At 55.8% G+C, this 19,312-nt stretch carries 19 protein-coding genes; 6 read left to right on the top strand and 13 right to left on the bottom strand.

All coding sequences use genetic code 11. From position 1 onward, the window contains the following. Positions 1-241: 241 nt before the first annotated feature. The gene (locus K2F33_RS08095) at positions 242-409 is read left to right on the top strand and encodes a hypothetical protein (protein WP_163880096.1); all 168 of its coding nucleotides are present in this window, start codon (positions 242-244) and stop codon (positions 407-409) included. A 144-nt stretch (positions 410-553) separates the two neighbouring features. Here the strand turns inward: K2F33_RS08095 and K2F33_RS08090 are convergent, their stop codons facing one another. Then, a complete protein-coding gene (locus K2F33_RS08090) occupies positions 554-1,852 on the bottom strand; it encodes an alpha-glucosidase/alpha-galactosidase (protein ID WP_076173052.1) in 1,299 nt (432 codons plus the stop codon). Between the two features lie 598 nt (positions 1,853-2,450). On the opposite strand from K2F33_RS08090, the gene K2F33_RS08085 reads away from it, so the two are divergent. Beyond that, positions 2,451-3,296, top strand: a complete 846-nt coding sequence (locus K2F33_RS08085) for an AraC family transcriptional regulator (protein ID WP_116233006.1) — start codon at positions 2,451-2,453, stop codon at positions 3,294-3,296. A 187-nt stretch (positions 3,297-3,483) separates the two neighbouring features. Here K2F33_RS08085 and K2F33_RS08080 read toward each other — a convergent pair whose 3' ends face one another. From K2F33_RS08080 to K2F33_RS08045, 8 genes are all read right to left on the bottom strand, one after another. Further along, positions 3,484-3,978: an SRPBCC family protein gene (locus K2F33_RS08080; RefSeq protein ID WP_256993024.1), complete on the bottom strand. Its 495-nt coding sequence runs from the start codon at positions 3,976-3,978 to the stop codon at positions 3,484-3,486. Positions 3,979-4,081: 103 nt separating this feature from the next. Beyond that, positions 4,082-4,396, bottom strand: coding sequence for an ArsR/SmtB family transcription factor (locus tag K2F33_RS08075; protein WP_263881388.1), 315 nt, complete (start codon positions 4,394-4,396; stop codon positions 4,082-4,084). A 208-nt stretch (positions 4,397-4,604) separates the two neighbouring features. Continuing rightward, positions 4,605-5,978, bottom strand: a complete 1,374-nt coding sequence (locus K2F33_RS08070; protein WP_263881387.1) for an alpha-L-fucosidase — start codon at positions 5,976-5,978, stop codon at positions 4,605-4,607. Positions 5,979-5,994: 16 nt separating this feature from the next. Continuing rightward, on the bottom strand, positions 5,995-7,668 hold the full coding sequence (locus tag K2F33_RS08065; protein WP_263881386.1) for an ABC transporter substrate-binding protein: 1,674 nt from the start codon (positions 7,666-7,668) through the stop codon (positions 5,995-5,997). Between the two features lie 13 nt (positions 7,669-7,681). Next, positions 7,682-8,581: a carbohydrate ABC transporter permease gene (locus tag K2F33_RS08060; RefSeq protein WP_263881385.1), complete on the bottom strand. Its 900-nt coding sequence runs from the start codon at positions 8,579-8,581 to the stop codon at positions 7,682-7,684. Positions 8,582-8,593: 12 nt separating this feature from the next. Beyond that, positions 8,594-9,556, bottom strand: a complete 963-nt coding sequence (locus K2F33_RS08055) for an ABC transporter permease (RefSeq protein WP_084204012.1) — start codon at positions 9,554-9,556, stop codon at positions 8,594-8,596. A gap of 222 nt (positions 9,557-9,778) precedes the next feature. Beyond that, complete coding sequence (locus K2F33_RS08050; protein ID WP_263881384.1) at positions 9,779-12,109, bottom strand: helix-turn-helix domain-containing protein; 2,331 nt, start codon at positions 12,107-12,109, stop codon at positions 9,779-9,781. A gap of 175 nt (positions 12,110-12,284) precedes the next feature. Next, complete coding sequence (locus tag K2F33_RS08045) at positions 12,285-12,737, bottom strand: VOC family protein (RefSeq protein WP_263881383.1); 453 nt, start codon at positions 12,735-12,737, stop codon at positions 12,285-12,287. Between the two features lie 165 nt (positions 12,738-12,902). Here K2F33_RS08045 and K2F33_RS08040 point away from each other — a divergent pair, with 165 nt between their 5' ends. Then, positions 12,903-13,337 carry an Lrp/AsnC family transcriptional regulator gene (locus tag K2F33_RS08040; protein ID WP_144025469.1) on the top strand — a complete coding sequence of 145 codons (435 nt, stop codon included), beginning with the start codon at positions 12,903-12,905 and terminating at the stop codon, positions 13,335-13,337. A 153-nt stretch (positions 13,338-13,490) separates the two neighbouring features. Then, complete coding sequence (locus K2F33_RS08035) at positions 13,491-14,042, top strand: GNAT family N-acetyltransferase (protein WP_263881382.1); 552 nt, start codon at positions 13,491-13,493, stop codon at positions 14,040-14,042. 14 nt (positions 14,043-14,056) lie between these two features. Here the strand turns inward: K2F33_RS08035 and K2F33_RS08030 are convergent, their stop codons facing one another. The 4 genes from K2F33_RS08030 to K2F33_RS08015 form a co-directional block, all read right to left on the bottom strand. Continuing rightward, entirely contained in the window at positions 14,057-14,332 is a 276-nt protein-coding gene (locus K2F33_RS08030; RefSeq protein ID WP_263881381.1) for a hypothetical protein, read from the bottom strand. Positions 14,333-14,381: 49 nt separating this feature from the next. Continuing rightward, positions 14,382-15,980 carry an ATP-binding protein gene (locus K2F33_RS08025; RefSeq protein ID WP_263881380.1) on the bottom strand — a complete coding sequence of 533 codons (1,599 nt, stop codon included), beginning with the start codon at positions 15,978-15,980 and terminating at the stop codon, positions 14,382-14,384. A 196-nt stretch (positions 15,981-16,176) separates the two neighbouring features. Next, positions 16,177-17,025, bottom strand: a complete 849-nt coding sequence (locus K2F33_RS08020; protein ID WP_076173063.1) for a MurR/RpiR family transcriptional regulator — start codon at positions 17,023-17,025, stop codon at positions 16,177-16,179. Between the two features lie 70 nt (positions 17,026-17,095). After that, entirely contained in the window at positions 17,096-18,229 is a 1,134-nt protein-coding gene (locus tag K2F33_RS08015) for a serine hydrolase domain-containing protein (protein WP_263881379.1), read from the bottom strand. Between the two features lie 352 nt (positions 18,230-18,581). Here K2F33_RS08015 and K2F33_RS08010 point away from each other — a divergent pair, with 352 nt between their 5' ends. Both K2F33_RS08010 and K2F33_RS08005 read left to right on the top strand, forming a co-directional pair. Further along, positions 18,582-18,899 (top strand): LSm family protein, encoded by a 318-nt coding sequence (locus tag K2F33_RS08010; protein WP_076173065.1) that lies wholly within the window; start codon positions 18,582-18,584, stop codon positions 18,897-18,899. A gap of 46 nt (positions 18,900-18,945) precedes the next feature. Beyond that, a complete protein-coding gene (locus K2F33_RS08005; protein WP_076173066.1) occupies positions 18,946-19,236 on the top strand; it encodes a transporter in 291 nt (96 codons plus the stop codon). The last annotated feature ends 76 nt before the right edge of the window (positions 19,237-19,312 follow it).

Here is a 19,312-nt window from a genome sequence, read left to right as displayed (position 1 = left end):
AGTGTCTTTGCCGAGACACCAGCTAGACGCAAAAAGGGAGGCAAAAAGTTTGTGCAGCATAAAATATAGGACATCGCGCACAACCAAATAACCCAGGAGTTAGGAAATCTTCCAACAAAACGGTATCCGGAAACGTTATAATAAATAACAACCGATTGAAAAAATGCCGGATATCCCTTCCCGTCGCCTGAACCAGGCACTAACAAGGGCCGGATCATCTCCAACCGAAAGGAGAATGGTTATGGATTTTCGCAACCCTCCCGGACAGTATGACCCCGACGTTCACAAGAAGCGCCACGATGAAAAGGTAAATCAAGGTGCCGGCCGCGGATTTCTCTGGAACCTGGTCAACCTGCTGATAGGTCTAGCCATTGTGGCCGTGATCATCCTGCTAGTATGGCTGTTTTGATGTACGGAACGAATTGGTGGGAAACGCCGGGCCTGAAGGCCACCCGGACTACCGGAAGGAATACAAAAACGGGCTTACCCCGTCTCTGCCATGAAGCAGCAGAGAGAGGTAAGCCCGTTCATTTTTTACATCACAGCGATGCCTTTATTTGAATTCAGGCAGCCAGCTGCCGTGCGCCTCGATGAGATCGTCGCACAGCGCCACGATATCGTCGATGGACAGCTCCGCGGATGTGTGCGGATCGAGCATGGCCGCGTGGTAGATGTGCTCTTTTTTTCCGGTGACGGCCGCTTCAACGGTGAGCAGCTGCGTATTGATGTTCGTCCGGTTCAGCGCGGCCAGCTGCGGCGGCAGATCGCCCACGTACGTCGGAGTCACGCCGGAGGCATCCACCAGGCACGGCACTTCGACGCAGGCTTCCTTCGGCAGGTTCGTGATCAGGCCGGTGTTCATGACGTTGCCGCCAATTTTGAACGGCTGGTTCGTCTCCATCGCTTCCATGATGTAGGATGCATACTCCTTGGAACGGCTGTGCCCGATGCTTTCGCTCGCAAACAGCTTCTCGCGCATTTCCTTCCACCCGTTGATCTGGTTAACGCAGCGGCGCAGGTATTCGTCGAGCGGAATGTTGTATCTTTCAATGAGTTCGGGATAATTGCGTTTGATGAAATACGGATGGTATTCGGCATTATGCTCGGACGATTCCGTAACATAGTAGCCAAAACGCAGCATCAGTTCGAAGCGCACCATGTCATGATGCTTTTCCTTCTGCTTCTCAGCGGCACGGCGCTTGATTTCGGGGTATAGGTCCACCCCGTCCTTCTTGACCTCGAGCAGCCAGGCCATATGGTTGATGCCCGCGATTTTGGATTCCACGCCGGTCGGATCCATTTCGAGTGTTCTGAACAGGTCGGATACGCAGTGCTGCACGCTGTGGCACAGACCGACCGTTTTCACACCGCCCACGGTGTTCATGACGTTGGTCAGCACCGCCATCGGATTCGTGTAATTGAGGAACCAGGCGTCCGGACAGACTTCCTGAATATCCTTCGCAAAGTCCAGCATGACCGGAATCGTGCGCAGGTTGCGGAAAATCCCGCCGATGCCCAGAGAATCGGCAATCGTTTGGCGCAGGCCGTATTTCTTCGGCACCTCAAAATCGGTGATCGTACAAGGATCGTACCCGCCTACCTGGATCGCGTTAATGACATATTTGGCGCCGCGCAGCGCCTCTTTACGGTCCGTATACGCCTTGATCTGGCATGTGCTGCCCAGCGTCTCCTTGATGCTGTTCAGGAGCCGTTCCGAATCGTTCAGCCGCTCCATGTCGATATCGAAAAGGGCCAGCTCAAACCCCTGCAGCGCCGGAGTTGACATGACGTCTCCAAGCACGTTTTTTACAAATACCGTACTGCCTGCACCGATAAACGTAATTTTGGCCATATTGATTCAATCCCTCCCGTAAATGTTGGCTTTCTTCAAGCCCGTCGCATGACCTAAATATATAGGCCCGGCCTTGGAAATAACATGGAGCAACCCCTGCAATACCTGTCATAATCCCATTTTAGAATTCGCTTTCATCTCGTTTTACAGCCGTTTTACCTGTTATAATGTAAAAAAAACGTCTATCGACGTACCTCCACAGAAGACAGACCACGTTTAAAGGTAATTTTTCTTGCAATATCAGGAAGCCACGGCTCTGGAGTTTATTCTTTCTGATATTATAAAAAAAACGTCTATCGACGTACCTTCACAGAAGACAGACCGCGTTTAAAGGTAATTTTTCTTGCAATATCAGGAAGCCACGGCTCTGGAGTTTATTCTTTCTAATATTATAAAAAAACGTCTATCGACGTACCTTTCAAAGAAGACAGACCGCATTTAAAGGTAATTTTTCTTGCAATATCAGGAAGCCACGGCTCTGGAGTTTATTCTTTCTGATATTATAAAAAAAACGTCTATCGACGTACCTTCATAGAAGACAGACCGCGTTTAGTGGAAGTTTTTCTTGCGAGACAGACGGGAGGGACTCAGAGCACAAATGACCCGGATCAATGTCGACTACTATATGCCCGCCCTGCAGGGCCAAACCGATCTCCGCCTGCACTTTTTCGGCATGGAGGAATGCCTGCCGAACCATTCGTGGGGGCCCGGACTGAGGGACGCCTACATCCTGCACTATGTGCACAGCGGCACGGGGACTTTCACCACCGGCGGGACCACCTATCGGCTCGGCGCGGGGCAGGGCTTCCTGATCGTGCCGGATATGCTGGTGCAATACACGGCCGACGAGTCGGATCCGTGGACGTATACGTGGTTCGGCTTTCAAGGTGTGCTGGCCAAGACGCTCCTGCAGCGCGCCCACCTGAATGCATCTCATCCAGTCTACGAGGCAGGTCCGGACGGGGGCTTTCCGCGGTTTTACGGACAGCTGCGCGCCGCGATGGAAGGGCCCGGCGGCGACGTGCTCAGCCAGGGCATCCTGTACGGGCTGCTGGGCGAACTGATTCGGGACTGCCGTGACAACGGCGAAGCCCCACGGCCTACCACCTCGAAGGAGGCCTACGTCCGCAAGGCCGTCGGCTATATCGAGAGCAGCTACAGCCAGAAGATCAGCATCCAGGACATCGCCCGTTCCGTCGGGCTGGACCGGACATACCTGTCTGGCCTGTTCAAGGACCAGTTCGGCGTGTCGCTGCAGGCGTTCCTGCTGGAGTACCGGATGAAGCGCGCCGCCGTGCTGCTGCACAACCTGGAGCTGTCGGTAAGCGACGTGTCCCGCTCGGTCGGCTACACGGATCCGTTTCTGTTCTCCAAAATGTTCAAAAAAACGATTGGCTGCTCACCCCGATCCTACCGGGAGCAGCAGATTTCCTCTGGCAGCTGAGGAGCAGTTCATTCTGCAAAGACATTGCCGGCTCTGGCTCTCGGCCCGTCGACTGTGCATTTTGAGGTGCCCGAAACGCCGGCTGAAGATCGTCCCCAACGCCAACCGCCACGCCAAAAAAAGCCCTCCAGTCCTATTAGACTGGGGGCTCATTGGCTGTACATCTCGGCTGCCGGCCGCTCATGGCTTATCCCTGACGCAGCTCCGCAAACCGATTGCGGTATCGCTCGTATTTCCCTTCCCAGATGTCCTTCCGGGAAGCAATGGTTCGGCCGTCGAGCAGCGCCTCGATAACGTCCAGGCAGACATCCCATCCGGCAACGTCCTTAGGCGTATGATCGGTGACTCGGACGATCGTCTCGATCAGAACGAGGCGGCAGCCCTGCGGCTCGGGATACAGCTCAAACCGGACGCGGTCCTCCGCCCAGGTATACTCAAGTACCGACAGGGGCTTCAGCTCCAAAATTTCGAACTTTTCATAAGTACCGTCCTGCATATCGAATGAGATGACTCCGCCTTCACGCAAATCTTCGACGCGAAGTTCCGCAAACCACTGCTTCAGCTGGTCATTCTCGGTCAGCGCCGCCCATACCTTTTCCACCGGGTGCTTCAAATGCCGCACGAACCGCACACGGGTTCCCTGCTCGTCCTGCTCAACCACGGCCAATTCATTGGAATTCACGGATGATCCTCCTTTTTCACATGCTCTTTAAAGTTTGTCATTCCGCCAGGATACCCAACAGAATTCAAATTCTGCCATATTCCTGCAAGCAGGTATTTCCTGCTCAGGGTTCTTTTTCATCGAGGAAGCGCTCCAGGTCATCCAGCTTGCCGGACCAGAACCTGCGGTAGGGCCCAAGCCAATCGTCAAGCTGCTCCAGCGGCTTCGCGTTCAGGCTGTACATCCGCTTTTGGGCATCGCTGCGGACGGTCACAAGCCCCGCTTCCCGCAGGATCCGCAAATGCTTGGACACCCCCGGCTGGCTTAGGGACGACAGCTCCACAAGCTCGCCCACAGAACAGTCCCGCACTCGCAAGTATTCCAGAATGCTCCGCCGGTTCGGTTCGGATAACGCTTCAAACAGTTTGTCCGTGTTCATGCTTATTATATTACTATTTGGTTATATAAATGTAAAGGAATATAAAGAATAATGCTGTATCGTTCTTCCACCACAAAAGAGCCATCCCTCCAAAGCTCAGCACATGCTGTCCAGGAAATAAGCTCCCAGGGAAAACATGCGGCTGCCTAGTATGAGATGGCCCTAGGTTACAGGGTCAGGGTTTGCATTTTAGTTAAATCCGGCTGAGCTAACGCTCGGCCCCATCGGCGAATACCGATGTGCCCCGCAAGCGCGCCCAATCAGCTACCCGGGCGGGATCGCCTTCCCACAGCCGCTCCCTGCCCCACTGATTCGCCTCGGGCTTGCCTTCGCATTCCACGCGGATCACCGGGAAGAGTCGCGTCGGCGCCTCCCGCGGCAGCCCATGAATCCACAGCACATCGCCGTTCTGTTCAAATGCGAGCTCCTGCCCTGTGGTCAGGAGCGTGACGCCCTTCACCCGGGTGTTCAAGTCGGCCAGCCTCATGTCCGGGCGGCCATCCCAGAACCGGACGATCAAATACAAGTTATTGCCGCGGGTCGTCTGCCGTCCGCGGGTGATAAACTCGGTGACAGAGCCTCCGTCCGTGCCGTACACCGCCTCGCCGTGTACCTCCAGCCATCGCCCGATCTCCAGCCCCCGCTCCACGAATTCGGGCGGGAGCTGACCGTCCGCCGTCGGGCCGACGTTGAGCAGCAGGTTGCCCCCGTGGCCGCCGCCTTTCTCGGCGCTTTCGCAGAGCATATCAAGCAGCACGTCCGCCGGACGCCACCGCTCGCCGATTACATGGCTCCAGAGCCGCCACGTCGTCACCTGGCATGACTCCCACAGCCGCTTTTGCTCGGCATGGATCACATGCTCCGGGGTACCGAAGTCGCCGAGCGTATCGGAATCGCCGGCACCCACGCCCCCGTCGGCCCGATACCCGTCATGAGCGGCGGAATAACCGAGCCGGTTGTTGATAAGAATATCCGGCTGCAGCGCCCGCATTTCCTCCACCAGCTTCACACTTTGCAGATCGTCCGCATTCCGCGGCCATACCCCATCGAAGAAGAAGTGGTCGATCTTTCCGTAGTTCGTCAGCAGCTCTTTGACTTGGGCGTGAAGATAACCACGGACCTTCTCCCACCCCTCCGGATCCTTGGCCGGGCCGTCGAAATACGCCGGCAGCCGCCAATCGATCCACGAATAGTACAGTCCGATCCGCAGCCCCTCCTTGCGGAAGGCCTCGGTGTATTCACGGACAAAATCTCTTTGCGGAGCCTGCTTGGCGCTGGAGTAGTCCGTATAAGCGCTGTCCCACATGCAATAGCCGTCGTGGTGCCGGGTCGTAAAGCAGGCATATTTAAACCCCGCTTTTCTCGCCGTATAGGCCCACAATTTGGGATCATAATGCTCCGGGTTCCATGCGCAGGCCTGCTCCGCATACTCCTTGTGGTCCAAATGCTCACGGAACAGCACCTGTTCCCCGCGCCCGTACTGCGCGTAAGGCCCCCAATGGATAAACATCCCGTAACGGCTCTCGGTAAACCACTTCCACTTGTCCGGAACGGTAAAGGCGTGCGATTGAATAGCGGTCATGATCGAAGTTTCCTCCTTACGATTGGGTCTCGGATGTCACGGATTTGCGTGCATCATACGCTTCCTGATAGATCTCCAGGTACCGGTCCAGCCCCATGCTCTTCAGCGTCGACTGGTACTCGTTCCACTGGGCGTTGAGGTCGGCGTCGCCGATAATGAACCGCGCCATCATTTCGTTCGTGTAATCGAAGATCGTCTTGGACAGGTCAGCCAGCTCCTGCGATTGGTCCACCGTAAAATTGAGCGGCGGCAGCACCGTCTCCACCTTGACGCGATAAGGCTCGTATTTGGTCTTCGTCTCGTTGTACAGGATCGATTCCAGCGGGTTCTCCTTGTCCTCCACGGCGCCGAGGCGCAGCGAATTCGGACGGTAGGCGATGCCGGTCTGCGCCCAGTGCTTGTTCTGCGTCACCCCGAATTGGGACATGTCTTTATAGACCGCCTGCTTGCCGTTTAAGCCGATTTCGCCGTCTTTGGCCCATCTCCAGTCCTTATCCGGCTCCCCGATCGTTGAGCGCAGCGTCGTTTCCCGGTCGTACAGGGCGTCCGCGAAGCGGAAGGCCGCCGCCGGATTTTTCGCCTTGTTCGTGATCACGAACTGCCCCGGAGCCACCTGGTAAGGATCGTACTGCGTCACCTGAAGCCCTTCCGGGCCTTTCAGCGGAGGTACGGCGACATAATCCTTCCACCGGCCACTAGCACCGCTTAGTTGGGTGAGCACGCTCATATTGGGGCCGGAGGCGGCGCCCAGAATCGGCACGTCCGGATTTTCCCCCAGCTGAACGAGCTGCGCGGGATCCCGGGTCAGCGATTGCGGATCCATCAAGCCTTCGGCGTACAGCTTGTGCAGGAAGGCCAGCCCTTCCTTCCAGCCGTCCTTGACGAACGGAACATCGACTTTACCTTCATCATTCACATACATCCGCGTATACGGTGCATACGTGAAAGAGTTCATCAGAAAGTTTTCTACACTCGTCGTCAGGGTCGAATTTTGCGTCGTTTGCGGCGCTCCCGAGAACGGGATTTCGTCGGCCTTCCCGTTTTTATTCGGGTCTTGGGTCTTGAACGCCTTCAGCACCTTATAAAATTCATCGATCGTGGTCGGCATCTCCAGATTGAGCGCCTTCAGCCACGGTTCGTAGATCCACAGCTTCTGTCGCATGGAGCAGTGGTAGCATTCGTTCGGAGCCGGCAGGGCGTAAATGTTCCCGTCGGCCGAAGTGATCGTCGGTTTGACCAGCGGACTTTCCTCAAACATTTTTTTCGTATTCAGGCCGTATTTCTCAATGTAATCGTTCAGAGGAAGAATGACTCCCTGTTCTCCGTATAGCGCCTGCTGCTCCGGCGTGACGTTCATGCTCATGATGACGTCCGGCAGGTCGCCGCTCGCCAGCGCCAGGTTGAGCTTCTCGGCAGTGGCGATTTCCCACTCCACATGAATATTCGTTTTCTCCTCGAAGTATTTGGTGAATTCGTTCGTGTTAAAATCTTCGACGGCCGGATTAGCGCCGATCATGACCTTGAGCGTCAATTTGTCGTTCACGATCGGGAACACGCCCGCATCGCTCACTGCTTCACCGGCACCCGGCTCCGCCGCCGGCGCACCCCCTGAATCTCCGCTGCCGCATGCGCCGAGCAGGCCGATCATGACAGCGGATAGGAGTAGCAAAGACAGGAACTTTCTTTTCACACCGATCATCTCCTTATCCCTTTAATGAGCCGATCATGACGCCTTTTACCAGAAATTTCTGAACGAAAGGATACACGACCAGAAGCGGAAAGATGGAAATCACAATCAAGGAATACTTCAGTAAAATTTTGAGTGCCTCCCTGCGGGCCGCATCCTGCGGATCAGCCGCCAACATCGCCGTGTCGACATCGTTCTGGATCAGAATATCGCGAAGCACGAGCTGCAGCGGGTAGTGATCCTGGGATTTCAAATAAATCATCGCGTTAAAATACTGGTTCCAGTTGGCCGACGCATAATACAGCGTAATCACGGCGAGAATGGGTCCCGACAGCCGGATGACCACCTTCCACAAAAACTGGAAGTCATTGCATCCGTCCAGCCGTGCCGCCTCCAGCAGCTCATCCGGTATGGACATTTGAAAATACGTCCGGGCGATGATGACATTCCATACGGTCAGCGCTCCCGGAATGATCATGGACCAGATCGTATCGAGCATACCGAGCTCCCGCACCAGCAGATAACTGGGGATCAGTCCCCCCGTAAACATCGTTGTGAACATGAACATAATCATGAATACGTTTTTGCCGTACAGGTCTTTACGGGACAGCGGATAAGCGGCCAGCACCGTCAGGAAGACGTTGAGGGCGGTGCCTGTCACGGTGTAGACGACGGAGTTTTTAAATCCGGTCCATACCATCTTGTAGTCGAACACGGCGGCATAGCCTTCCAGCGTCGGACGAACCGGCCACAGCCATACCTTACCGGACACGACGGCATTGGAGTCGCTGAAAGACGCGCTGACGATGTACACGATCGGATAGAGCACGCTGATAAAAAACAGGGTGACGATGGCGCCGTTCACGAGCGAGAACACCTTGTCCCCCCGGGAATCATTGCGCAAAGTGCCGTTCATGGGCTTCCCTCCTTACCACAGACTTGCCTGCTTCGACTGCTGAGCGATCTTGTTGACCACGATGAGCAGCACCAGGTTAATGACCGACTTGAACAAACCGATGGCGGTTGAGTACGAGTAATTCGCCACCTGCGAGGTCAGACCGACCTTGTACACGTACGTGTCGATAATTTCGGATGCCTTCAGGTTAATGGGGTTCTGGAGAAGGAGCACCTTCTCAAAGCCGACGTCGAGCACATGCCCGGTGCTCAGGATCAGAAGGATGATCGCCATGGGCATGATACCGGGCAGGTCGATATGCCACATCCGGCGCAGCTTGCTGGCCCCGTCGACCACGGCCGCTTCATGCAGGGCAGGGTCGATTGCCGCAAGCGCCGCAATGAAAATGATGCAGTTAAAGCCCGCATGCTGCCAGACATCGGACCAGACATAAATGGAAGAGAACATCGAAATCTCGCCCATAAAATTGACCGGCCCCACACCGATAAAGCCGAGCAGCTTGTTGACGATGCCCGTTCTCGGGTCGAGCAGCTCCCGGATAATCCCGACGATGACGACGATCGAGATGAAATGCGGGGCATACGTGACCATCTGCACCGCCCGCTTGAACACCCGCCCCCGCAAATAGTTGAGGCCGAGCGCCAGCAGAATGGGAAACGGAAAGCTCGCAGCCAGGTTGTAAAAGCTGAGGATCAGGGTGTTTTTCAAAATCCTCCAGAAGTCGTACGAGTGGACAAAGCGCTCAAAGTGCTTCAGCCCGACCCACTCGCTTCCCCAAATGCCTTTGGTCACAATAAAGTTCTTGAAAGCGATTTGTGCGCCATACATGGGTACGTACTTGAAAATGATCAAATACAGGAGCGGCAGCGCCATCAGCACGTATAACTGCCAGCTGTGGATCAGCTTCTTTACGGCGGGTCTCCTTCCCGTCCTGCGCGCTGCCCTGGTCTTTCGCTCGGTCACCGACAAGCTCATTTCACTTTCACCCCCTTGAATGGACCCAGCATAGACCGGGACCGCCCAAGGTGTAAATTGCCTGTTCCCCGGCGGGTTTACCCTCGTTCAGAAAGGCCGTTGACCTTTGCCCGGCTTGTATACATTTGGTTAGATTCGGGCGTATTTGCCTTAGGCAGCCGGCCGCTGGCGAGGTATTCTCGTGAAAGCGAAAAGGCCAGGAAATCCCTGGCCCAAAAACGCTTATGCATCCTGACGGTGAAGAGGGGAAGCCGGTTTCTTATGTGCGATATCGCGGTACGCCGTTGCGCTGATGCCGCTGCCGCGCTTGAAGGCCCGGCAGAAGGTGCTGGACGCGTGGTACCCGACCTGCTGCGCAATATCCCGGATTGGCAGCCTGGTCTCGGACAGCAGCTGCTTGGCTTTGTCCATCCGGAGATTCTCAACGTATTCGGAAAAATTGACCCCTGTCTGCTCTTTGAAAAATTGCGACAGATACCCCTTGGATATATTCAGATGATCCGCCGCGGCATCCAGGCTGAGATCAGCCTGTCCGTACTGGTGATGAATGTAGTCCACCGTATCGCGGATCAATTGGACGTTGCGGCTCTTCTTGCGCTGATCGATGCCGTCCGAAATTTCCGCGAATCTCTCCGTAGCGTTATCAAACGCCTGCTTCGGGTGATTGGCCGTGCCGAGCTGCTGCAGCAGCTGCCTCATGTCCGCCTGCTCCTTCACCATCAGCTGATCCTGCACTTTGACCAGGCAGCCGACCAGGTCAAGAACGAACAGTTGCTGCATCGCCAAGGGAAGGTGCCGCTCCTCGAAATTTTCCCGGTACAGGGAGGCGAGCAGCTTCCGGACCTCCTCCGTCTCGCCTGCTTTGATGTAATTCATCAGGCGGTTTTCCGATTCCGCCGGAAAATAAAAACCACGGTGATCATGGGCCAGATCCTCGAACCAGACAGACTGGCTGGACCCGGCTTCCTGCACCCGGGTGAGCGCCTGCCTCGCTTCTTCAAAGGATTCCGGCACTTCAAGGAGCGAGGTACGGTAGCCTCCGATCGCGAAGCCTGCCTGGAGCCCGTGGCGGCTGATTTCCAGCGTCAGCTGCTGCAACTCCTGTTCCACCGTCTTTCGGAAGGCGCCGGGATCGCCTTGTCCGTTGACGAACAGGACGGCGATTTTATCCTCGGCGACCGGGTAGGTGAAGGGACAGCCCTTCAGTGTCCGGCCCAGCATATCCTGGATGAGCACGCGTTCGATATCGAGCTCGCGCAGCTCCTCCTCCTGAAACCGGTGCCCGCCGCGGTGAAACTGAACGATTCCGACGGCGCAGCCGCTGCCCTGAATATCGGCGTTTTGATGCTTCAGCAGGGATTCGACGTGTTCGGCCATCAGGTATTCACCCTGAAGAAGGCGCCCGAAGAACGACTCCCGCAGCAGCGGAGTCTGCCGCTCGATTTCCTGCTGCAGTTCATCGTTGTTGTCGATCAGGCGCGCGAGCGAGTGCTGGATATAGCCGTACATATCCTTCGGCCGCTTCAATTCCCCGCCGTTCAGCCGGGACGTCAGGGCAGACGTGATGTTCACGATCGGCCTGCCGCTCCGCGTAGCGAACAGATAGGCAAGGATGAGACCAAAAATCAGGAACGCAAGAAGAATGGTTACGGTGGTATGCTTAATGGCCAGCACTTTGCTCAGGACCACATGGGGCGGCTGGGCGACGACATAGGACCATCCGTTATAGGACGAGGTGGTATAGGTCATCATCATGCCGCCGGTAGCCGCTGAAGCTTCGATCACTCCGGATTTCGCTCCCGGCGGCAGGCTTTGCCGGGTCACCATGCCGCCGCTTGACAGGGATGTAACCAGGCGTCCTTTCTCATCCACGATGGATACCCAGCCCCCGTCGGATATGTCGATTCCGCGAAGAAGCGACTGCAGGCGCTGGTTGTCCACCAGAATCATCAGTGCCCCCTGAATATGACCGGGGTACCCGAGAGACTGGACATAGGTCAGCAGATCCGTCGTCTTGCCTTGATACACCGTGGATCCGGACGACATGATTTCCCGGTTGCGGAAATGGCCAAGGAGATCGTTCCTCCAGGTCGTGTAATCCTTGCTGGGTTCAGAGAACATGTAACGATAGAACGAGGGAAGTTCATAAGTGGAGTCCGGGGATAGCGCCAAATCGCTATTTTTGAAGATCAGATAGTAGTTAAGAATAAATCCATTGGCTGCATTGTAGCTGTAGAGGCTTTTTTGCGTCCGGTACACTTTGTACGCCGTCGTGTCCCGGAACGGTTCCTTTACCTGCTGGAAGCTTTGAACGGCCGGATCGCTTTGCAGCTGCAGGGAAATCCGGTTAATCTCGTTGAAGCGGCTGTCGACCGTTTCTTTCACCTGATCCAGCATCTGCAGGTTGCTGTGCGTGACTTCCTTTTTCACCACGTCATAGGTTTGCCTGTAAAACAAAGCCCCTGCAAGCAGGGTAAACAGCATGAACAAGAAATAGGGGATCATGAAGCGAACGAAAATGTACTGGATTTTCCATCCATTGGCCCATCGCATGGATCACTTCTCCTCTCTTTATTCTGGGATGCCGATTCGACAAAACGCAACGCGAAACATGTCTAAATAACCATATTGTAAGTGCTTTCATATTTTTTATCAACGAGTTTGTAAGGTTATATGACATACAAAAAAGCAGCCGAAACCTTCGGCTGCCTCCATCTTACATAGAACCTCAGCGGGTTCCCACGTTAAAATCCACTTCCTCGATCAATTCGATAATTTCGCCGTTCGGGCTGTGCAGGACCGCATTGCGGACCCTAAGCGGCGGCTCACCCAACTCCAGATTCCCCGGCTCCACATAAATTCGCGCCCCGTGAGCGAGCGCCTTGTCCACCATCTCGTCCACGTTATCCACGTAGAATGCCAGATGCAGCAGGGCGCCGTGCTTCACTTCCTCGCGCGAAGGCGCCTTATCCCCCTCGGCCGGAACCTCGGCGCCGCTGTCGAACACCTCAATGCAGGTCCGCCCGTCAGGCGAAACCAGCATCGAGGCCGTCTTAATTTTAAACGCAGACAAGCTCCATGAGTGACCGACCGTAAACCCGAGAACCCGGATATAAAAATCAAGCGTTCCTTCATAATCCTCTGCCTGAATGGCCGCATGGGCCAGTCCTTTCACGCTCATAACCATCTCTCCCTTTGTGTTTTTCGTACCGTTTTTATTTTATAGATCCATTTCCGCGATCGACATGCATGGAATAAGGAATTGGGCCTTCCCGATTTGCATAAAATAAGTTATTTTCGTATGCTTACCTTATCTTTAGATCAAGTTACAGGAGAGATGGCGAATTTGAGCACGGCAGTTGACGAGATCGACCTGAAAATTTTAAAACTTCTGCAGCATGAAGCGCGAATGCCGATCGCCCAGATCAGCAAGCAGATTGCCATGTCCCAGCCTTCCGTGAAGGAGCGGATCGTTAAGCTCGAGGAACGGGGTGTGATCATAGGGTACAGCACGGATCTGAATTTGCGGGAGCTGCAGCGGGGAACGACCTCTTTTATTCTGATGAAAACCGAGCAATGCAGCGAGCTGGTGGAATTTTGCACGCAGTCCAAGCAAGTGACGGGCTTGTTCCGTATCAGCGGGGAGTACAACTATCTCATTCACGTCCAGACGGGGTCCGTCGACGAGGTAGCCGACTTCCAGGATGCCCTGGCAAGGTTCGGCCCGTCGAAATCGCATATCAGCCTGAAAAATATATTGGATCACCGGATTTTGCTGTGATAGAGTCGGTGTGTCCTTATTCTGCCCAATAGGAGGAGAACCGTAATGACGGCACAGCTTGTATTTCGTTAAGTCAGAGCCCCGCCTTCGGATTGCACGGTAACATATTGGCTTATGTTCAAAATCCAACCGCGAATCAGGAGGTTACAATAAATGGATATTCAGATTAGGGAAATGACAGACCGGGACCGCCCGGAGCACATTCAGATCGACGGCAGCTTTACGGTAGATTCCGAGCTCGTCCTGTCCGTTACGGACCAAGGGATCGGTTATACGGTTAAACCCGTCGTGCCTAGTTATCAAAAAAGCTACCCCGACGAGGCGGACCAGGGCGACAGCGGAAATTTGTCGGAGTACATCGGCCGTCCGGACCGTGCCGTCTACCTGGCTTTAGCGGGAAATCGGGCCGTCGGCCGGATCATGCTAGCGAAAAATTGGAACGGATACGCTTATATCGAGGATCTTCGGGTGGATCGGAACGCCCGGGGACACGGCATCGGCCGGAAATTGATCGAGCAGGCGGTGCTTTGGGCCAAAGCCGGCCACACGCCCGGCCTCATGCTGGAGACGCAGAGCAACAACGTGCGGGCGTGCCAATTTTATGAAAGCTGCGGATTTGTTATTGGAGGCTTTGATTCTTATCTATACCGGGGCTTTAAAGAGCATTCGCAGGAAACGGCTGTTTTCTGGTACCTGCTGTTTTAGCGGTCAACGGGATGTCAACTTAGCATATAAACCGCGATGAGGATCAGTACCGCAGCGGTTAATAAATAATTCCTCGTTCTTACGGGAAGTTTATTGGATTTCGGGCCGATGACCTGACGGTGGAAGACGAACAGCAGCATCAGATCTGCAAGCAGCACCAGCAGGATCAGATCCATTCTGCCGTCGATTCTCGCCGTCAGGTTTTTTTCTGCAAACCCGCACACGCATAAACCAAGGAATAAATACACGACATTTCTGACGATTTCCACAAAACTCCAGATGACCTTCATCTCGCGACACCTCGCTTAACTCCATTTCTATCCATCAGGGACTGTTCGATCAGCCGATCGGCAGTCCCATTTCGACCGTCGTCCCCTTGCCGGGCTCGCTTGTAATGTTCAGGATGCCGCGGTGGGAAGCGATAATTTTCTTCACGATCATCATGCCCAGACCGTAACCTTCCAGCTTCGTCGTATGGAATGGCTCCCCGATCCGCTCCAGCACCTCTTCGGGCATGCCGATTCCGTTATCTATGAACCGGATCCGCTGGTAACCGCCGTCTGCCTCGAGCACGATGTCGATCCGGCCCCCGCCGGGCAGCGCTTGAATGGCATTTTTCAGGATGTTCAGAAACACCTGTTTGATCTGATTGCGGTCGCAGGAAATTTTCTCCTCCCGGATGCAGGTGCACCGGATGCGGACATTGTTCTTCGCCGCCTCGATTTCGATCAGGCTCAGCACCTCCTGCAGAATCGTCATGCACCAATCTTCCCGGAAGCGGATTTCCTGCGGTTTGCCTAAAATGAGGAACTCGCCGACGATCAGGTTCATCCGGTCCAGCTCCGACATAATCAGGTCATAATGCCGCAGTCCCGAGGTCGGTCCCGCCAGCTGAATAAGGCCCTTGACGGTAGTCAGGGGATTGCGGATTTCGTGCGCAATGCCGACCGCAAGCTGGCCGGCGAATACCAGCTTCTCCGTATTCCGCAGCACCTCCTCGGTCCTCTTCATTTCCGTAATATCCCGCAGGGTGCCGATAATGCGGCAGAGGCAGCCGCCCATATCAAAAACCGGCAGAACGTCCAGCATATAATAGCTGTCGGAGTTCATCCGGGTGTCCTGCAGCTCCACGCCGATGCATTCCTCCTGTCTGGCCAGCACCCGCTCGAAATAGGGGGAAACCAGGCGATTCTCCAACACCGGCGTGCCCAGGTATAGATGTTTGTCCCCGCCGTCTAAGCGGAGCATTCTCAAGTATTGATCGTTCATGTCGATAATCCGGCCGGCGGCGTCCGTCACGACAACTCCCTGATAATTCGCCTCCAGCAGCACTTGGTTCAACGTGTGAAGGTGGGCGTTGTTCCGGCGAAGCAGCATTTCCCGCTCAACGGAATCAACCATGGTACACAGCAGGGTCAGCAGGTGCGGATGGGCCGAATCGACCCCGGTCATCAGAGAGAGTGTTCCAAGCACCGCCCCGTCCTCCCGGTGGAAAGGGGCCGAGTAGCAGGCCATGCCGTGGAGCGCCTCGAAGAAATGCTCTTCGCCCAAAGTCTGGAACGGACGCTTAAACCGCAGGCACAGCGGGACCGAGCCCGTGCCGGTTTCCTCGTTGTAGCGGACCCCCTTGGTAATGCCCAGTCCCGCGATGGCCTCGAGAAACATCGGCTCACCGTAGCATTCCAGCAGATATCCCCATTGGTCGGTCACCGTGACCAGGATCGGGGTCCCTTGAATGGTCGACAGAAACTTGTTGACGAAAAAAAGAATGATATCAATATATTCCTTATAAAAGGACAACCGTTCCTCCAGTTCCTCTGTGGTGTAGCGCTTGCTGAGAACGGGAAACTTGGCGGGATCGAGGCCCCGCTGCCTGTAATGCGCGTTAAAAGCTGCAATGATCTGCTGATCATCCATTTTGTCTATCTCTTTATCCATTGCCTATACCCCATTTATGCCGATATTCCATCCCAAGATGACGTTCAATTCCCTCTATTCTATCATCCTTTGGGACGAAAGCGTCCGCATAATATGAAGATTTTACCTGAAAATAAATCATCCCCTTCCCGCGGAGCCGTCAATGCCCCAGGAAAGAGGATGTATTAGGATAAGGATAAGCCATAACCTGTTTCGATCAGCGGCCCGTCAGGCGCTTGATAATCTCCCGGCTCTTTTTCAAATACCGGACCGATTGATCGTATTCCCGGCTGGCCACGCCCAAATATAAAATATCGATGACGTTCAGTTGGGTCATCCGCGACGACATCGCGCCGCTGCGGATTTCGTTCTCCGTCGATGACGTGTAGAGCGGATAATCGGCCTGTGCCGACACGGCATTGTTGCCGTACTTGGTGATGGAAATGGTCTTGGCTCCGCAGGCGCGCGCCTCCTTCAGGCATTCGATGACGTGGGCCGTCTCGCCTGAATACGAAATGCCGACCGCCACGTCGCCCGGATTCAGCATGACCGCCGAGGTCAGCTCCAAATGCGGATCGGTAAAGGAATGGCTTGTCTTGTTAATCCGCAAAAATTTGTGATGCGCATCCTGCGCGATCAGATGGGAAGCCCCGAGGCCGTAGAAAAAAATTCGGGAGGCTTGGCTTAACGCCTCCACCGCAAGGTCCACGGTCTTCGGATCAAGAATCGTTACCGTGTCCCGGATCGACTGAATGTTGTTGGCGGACACGGTTTGGATAATTTGCTCCATGGAATCGCCCGGACGAATCTCACGGTACTCATAGCGCTCCTCGTTCTGGTTCAGGTCCCCGGCCACCTTCAGCTTCAGCTCCGGATATCCCTTCACCCCCATGGATTTGCACAAGCGGATGATCGCCGCCTGGCTGCCGCCGCTTTCCGCAGACAGCTGCGCTACGGACATGTCGAGTATGCTGTGCGGATAGCTGATAATGTATTCAGCCACTTTGCGCTCTGAGGGCGTAAGGTCGTCCAAAATCTCTCGCAGTCTGACTAGTCCCCCGTTCATGATGCTCTCTCCTTTGCCCGTATCGTATCGTAGCAGATCTCATCCCTGCTCGTTCTCGTTCGCATCGTTATCAATCTCTAACGGCGGCGGTAATCGCGTTGTGCACCGCCGCCCGCAGCACGCCGACGCTGCCGCTTCGGCCGTAATAGACCCGGTTGGTGAGCAGCACCACCGCCAGGTCCAGATCGGGCTCCATCCACAGGCTGGTCCCGGTAAAGCCGGTGTGCCCGTAGCTGCGCGGGCCCATCCAGTCGCCGGAGGCGTCCCAGCGGTCCCCTTTCAGGACCCAGCCGAGCCCCCGGTTCGCCCCGGCGATGCCGGCGGTATGGGTCCGGGTCGCGGCCCTGACGGCCGCCGCCGACAGGACGCGCTGCGGCTGGCCGCCCGGCGCGGCCGGCTCCGGCACGGCGCCGCCGGCCAGCCACATCCGCGCATAGCGCGCCAGGTCGCCGGCGGTGGCGAACAGGCCGGCGTGCCCGCAGACGCCGCCGAGGGCGCGGGCTTTCTCGTCGTGGACCACCCCCTGGAGATGACCGCCGGCAGCGCGGTCATATTCCGTCGGGGCGGTCCGCGCCCGCAGCCCGGCTGGCGGGGCGAAGACGGCGCCGGCCATGCCGAGCGGCTCCCAAATGCGCTCCTTGGCCGCCTGGTCCAGAGGCATGCCCGCCGCCATCTCGACGATCCGGCCGAGAAGGAGGAAGCCGAGATCGCTGTAGACGGCGGCCGTACCCGGCGGATGCTGCAGCGCCACGCCGGTGACCGCCTCCCACATTTGGGGCTGCGTCCAGCCGTGCGCGTGGATATTTCGATCCGCCGGCAGACCGGAGGTATGGGTGAGCAGCTGCCCGATCGTCACCTCTTCCCGCCCCTCACCGGTAAACTCAGGGATCCAGGCGGCAGCCTTTGTACCAAGCGTCAGGACGCCGTCATCGATCAGTCCGAGCACAAGCGGCAGCGTGACGCTCACCTTGGTCAGCGAAGCACAATCATACAGGACATCCGGCCCGGCCGGGAGCGGATGATCCGGACCCGGGTTTGCGCTCCCCGCTGCATAAACCCATTCCTTCCCGTGCCGGGTGACGGCCAGCACCGCCCCGGGTATTACCCCAGCGGCCATCTCCCGCTCAATGGCACGCCCGGCGGCCTCGAGCCCTTTGGGGTCCAGGCCCAGCGCCTTGGCGCCTTCCGCTATACCAGCGTACATGATCTTCCCTCCCGATTTTCGGCTCCCTCCAGGGTCGTCGGCAGACTCAAAGGCGCAATTGCTCCGAACAGACGGTGCAATCCGCAACCGCCACGCGAATGAGCCGAAAAGCCCTGTATGCTGCCTTGAGATGTTAACATTTCTGGTGCCTATTATATCGCTTGCGAAATTTTATTTCAACACAGGTGGTATATTTAGAAATTTTTATTTAAAAACTCAGCGACATCCATTGATCCACAGCCATTAAGGACCGTCCCTACTGATGTTTATGACATTTCGTTCATTTTAAGACACTTCCGTCTAGGCATCTGCATAGGATACAGCAGGTCAATTCCAAACGGAGGTCAACGTCATGAGTGTGCAATACTCAAGCTATCAGCACCAAACGCTGTACCAGGCAGAGCCTCATATGAGCCAAACGCTTCATTCGGCTCGGGAACGCTTCAAGCAGCTGTGCCGCCAACATGTCAATAAGCATGTCCGGATCGAAACGCTGGACGGCGATGTATTTGAAGGAACCCTCTTGCACTGCGACAAGGGTATCGTGTATATCCAAATTCCGCAGTCATCCGGACACCGGGCTTTCATCCCCGGACGCCCCCCTTTCTTTAACCAAACCATCCTGCCTCTGGTCCTGTACGAACTGCTAGTCATCAGCTTATTAGCGTAAGCTCGCCATAACTATGCTCAAATGAGCAAAGAAAGGAGTCATTCCCATGGCATTCATGCCTCCCTTCGGCCCTCAAGGCCAGGTGCAGCCGCCTTCATCCCCGCCGCCGCAATTTACGCCTGCACAAACCGGCGCATCGGCGCTCGCCGTTGATCCCGGCGCGATCTCCGGCTGCCTTTTCCGCAATACGTTCATTTGGCCCGTACGCGGTCCGGGCTTCTGGTTCTATCCCATCTTCGTCGGCCGGACCTCCGTTGCCGGATTCCGCTGGAACGGATTTTTCTGGATGTACTCGGGGCTCGACCTCAGAACCATCCAATCGTTCACCTGCTTCTAGAAACGCCTGCTGCACGACAGAGCGGCGGTATCCGGAAAGCGTCCCTGACGCTCCAGGCGTACCGTCGCTTTTTCAT

Origin of the sequence: Paenibacillus sp. PSB04 (assembly GCF_025809195.1) — a bacterium.
In the GTDB taxonomy this organism is placed as follows: domain Bacteria; phylum Bacillota; class Bacilli; order Paenibacillales; family Paenibacillaceae; genus Paenibacillus_AQ; species Paenibacillus_AQ favisporus.
This window is presented reverse-complemented; position numbering and strand designations above follow the sequence as displayed.

Coding starts and splice junctions, on each gene's coding strand:
- K2F33_RS08095 (WP_163880096.1), top strand. CDS start 242: ATGGATTTTCGCAACCCTCCCGGACAGTATGACCCCGACGTTCACAAG.
- K2F33_RS08090 (WP_076173052.1), bottom strand. CDS start 1,852: ATGGCCAAAATTACGTTTATCGGTGCAGGCAGTACGGTATTTGTAAAA.
- K2F33_RS08085 (WP_116233006.1), top strand. CDS start 2,451: ATGACCCGGATCAATGTCGACTACTATATGCCCGCCCTGCAGGGCCAA.
- K2F33_RS08075 (WP_263881388.1), bottom strand. CDS start 4,396: ATGAACACGGACAAACTGTTTGAAGCGTTATCCGAACCGAACCGGCGG.
- K2F33_RS08070 (WP_263881387.1), bottom strand. CDS start 5,978: ATGACCGCTATTCAATCGCACGCCTTTACCGTTCCGGACAAGTGGAAG.
- K2F33_RS08060 (WP_263881385.1), bottom strand. CDS start 8,581: ATGAACGGCACTTTGCGCAATGATTCCCGGGGGGACAAGGTGTTCTCG.
- K2F33_RS08055 (WP_084204012.1), bottom strand. CDS start 9,556: ATGAGCTTGTCGGTGACCGAGCGAAAGACCAGGGCAGCGCGCAGGACG.
- K2F33_RS08050 (WP_263881384.1), bottom strand. CDS start 12,109: ATGCGATGGGCCAATGGATGGAAAATCCAGTACATTTTCGTTCGCTTC.
- K2F33_RS08045 (WP_263881383.1), bottom strand. CDS start 12,737: ATGAGCGTGAAAGGACTGGCCCATGCGGCCATTCAGGCAGAGGATTAT.
- K2F33_RS08035 (WP_263881382.1), top strand. CDS start 13,491: ATGGATATTCAGATTAGGGAAATGACAGACCGGGACCGCCCGGAGCAC.
- K2F33_RS08030 (WP_263881381.1), bottom strand. CDS start 14,332: ATGAAGGTCATCTGGAGTTTTGTGGAAATCGTCAGAAATGTCGTGTAT.
- K2F33_RS08025 (WP_263881380.1), bottom strand. CDS start 15,980: ATGGATAAAGAGATAGACAAAATGGATGATCAGCAGATCATTGCAGCT.
- K2F33_RS08020 (WP_076173063.1), bottom strand. CDS start 17,025: ATGAACGGGGGACTAGTCAGACTGCGAGAGATTTTGGACGACCTTACG.
- K2F33_RS08015 (WP_263881379.1), bottom strand. CDS start 18,229: ATGTACGCTGGTATAGCGGAAGGCGCCAAGGCGCTGGGCCTGGACCCC.
- K2F33_RS08010 (WP_076173065.1), top strand. CDS start 18,582: ATGAGTGTGCAATACTCAAGCTATCAGCACCAAACGCTGTACCAGGCA.
- K2F33_RS08005 (WP_076173066.1), top strand. CDS start 18,946: ATGGCATTCATGCCTCCCTTCGGCCCTCAAGGCCAGGTGCAGCCGCCT.